A 2,109-nucleotide genomic window follows, 5' to 3' on the forward strand; every position below is an offset into this window, starting at 1 on the left:
TACGATGCATACCGGACCGACCAACCCTTGATCGGAATCCAATAGCCCGAGCCTCCGGGAAACCCAGGGCGTTTCACCCAGCCGTGTTTCGTTAGGTTCATGCAGGTGCCTGAGCAACTGGCGGCCTACAGCATGATCAGCTGGATTACTGCTACGGGCAGCTTCGACTACTTGGCCGAACATGGTCATGAGCTGTCCGTACGCTGCACGGCCACGCGAGGAATGATCGTTTCGGATAGCGCTCGGATCAACGAAAACTCGGTTGTCACGCTCGACGTGGATGTTGACAAATGGAACGTCGCCGTCGATCCCGTATTGTTCGGTTATTCGTGCCACGGTTTCTCCTCCCTAGGCTCCGCTCTAATCTTGCCATGCAAACACGAAAAGATTTATTTTCAGCGGCGCGGGCGTTGCACTCGGTACGGCGACTAGGCCAGTTTGTCTTCGGCCTCCTCGTCGTCTTTACGGGTCACTCGGTCTAGCAGGCGGACAAATGGGTTTGGGCTGTCTGGCTCCTCGTCAGCCAGGCGACCTTGTAGGTAGATTGTCCTAGCCATACCGACACGAATTTCCGCCTGTTCTTCAGGTGACAGCTTGGTGATGAATGCTTCGAAGGTGTTCAAACGGATTTCGGCGTTTTTGCTTGCTCGGGCCTGGCGGTGATTGGTTGCGCCGCGACTGAATAGGTAGCCACCTAAGATGACTGCGCCGATGATGATGCTCAACCGCGTCATGCTCACTGCGACTGTGCCGTCAGAGCTTTGGTTGGTCAGGAAGTGAATGAGCAGGGCGACAAGCGGAACACCAATGACGATGGCTCCGAGGACTTCGTATGCCCACCCCGCAGCTGACTTCCGGCGTGCCTGTTCGCCGAAGTCTTTGGCGAATGCACGCTTCGACAACCAGTCGGCGGAGTTTTTGCTGGCTGCTGCTAGCTCCTCAGCTTCTTGCTGGGCGCTTGCTGCTCCGGCGACCGACTTTTTCGCCTGATCTTCCAGCCACACAAGATCGGTGAGGCGTTCGTTAAGTGTGTCTTGAATCGCCTTGTCATATGCCGCCTTGCCGGATTCCTCCACACGATGCACCGCGTCCAGATACTCGTTTTCGCGCTCCGCAAGCGACACGGCGTAGTTGTCCTGCACGCCCGCCATCTTTGCTTCGACAGTGTTCATCTGAGCTCGGAGTGTTTCAAGCTGGGACGTGAGCTCGGCGTTCTGCTCCCCCAAGGTTTGCAGGGCAAGTTCGGCCTCTCGCTTGTACTCGGCGAAGGCACGGCCTGCAGCGCTAGCTTGGCCGCCGGCTGGCAATGACGGCCACTGCGCCACATAGGCGAAAATTGCCTCGGCATGGTCAGCGGCGTCGTTGACATAATTGCCGTAGTTGTCTGGATTCGACACAAACGTGGTCAGCGGTGAGAGCACGGCGTTGGCCAGGTGGTTGTCTACATTGTCGAGCATCGCCTTGGCGTAGTGGGCCTTTACACCCCGGTCTCGGTGCTCGCGTAGCAGCTCAAGGGCTGTTTTGAGTCGAACAATCGACAGCCGCTGCGGTGCATCAACTTCCTTCGGAAGACGTTCGTCGTCCAAAAGGCTCGCGAGCTGATCGACTTTGCCCCAAACCGGGTGCTGGTCAAAGTCGTCGTCGTCCCAAACGCTCACGATCGAATGCTATCGAGGGGGTCTGACATAAACCGACGCTTCGAGCGGGCATGTCGCCCGTGTTAAGGCCAGCGACCTCGCCTGTGCATACCCGCGTCCATACCGCGTCCACATTTGCAGCCCAACCTACTGATTTGCCGTGGTGAGCTAGCAGCCGCTGCTTGGCCCCGTTTTCAAATAGAAGCGCTGGAAAACTAGGGGATTGGAGTCGCTGCCGGGCGATTTTCAGATCCAGCAGAATTTGCCAAAGCGCCAGACCAAGGGACTCATAATCCGTTGGTCGCGGGTTCGAGCCCCGCCCGCCCCACCAAGTATTTGTGTGACCTCGGTTGATGCGTGACGTTTTGTTTTCGGGTGATGCCTGACGGTGTTTCGGCTGATGGTTGACAGTTACTTCGGTTGATGCTTGACACTCCTTCGAATGAGGGAGTTAACCGTGGCCGAGCAGAGG

2 protein-coding genes are annotated in these 2,109 nt (G+C 57.3%); both read right to left on the bottom strand.

What is annotated here, in order from left to right; all coding sequences use genetic code 11:
* Positions 1–336 (bottom strand): hypothetical protein (locus tag AWC19_RS30140; RefSeq protein ID WP_211284976.1); only part of this gene is annotated, 336 nt, incomplete at its 3' end.
* Positions 337–428: 92 nt separating this feature from the next.
* Positions 429–1,658, bottom strand: a complete 1,230-nt coding sequence (locus tag AWC19_RS21675) for a hypothetical protein (RefSeq protein WP_085080119.1) — start codon at positions 1,656–1,658, stop codon at positions 429–431.
* Positions 1,659–2,109 lie beyond the last annotated feature (451 nt).

Origin of the sequence: Mycobacterium palustre (genome assembly GCF_002101785.1) — a bacterium.
GTDB classification, from domain to species: domain Bacteria; phylum Actinomycetota; class Actinomycetes; order Mycobacteriales; family Mycobacteriaceae; genus Mycobacterium; species Mycobacterium palustre.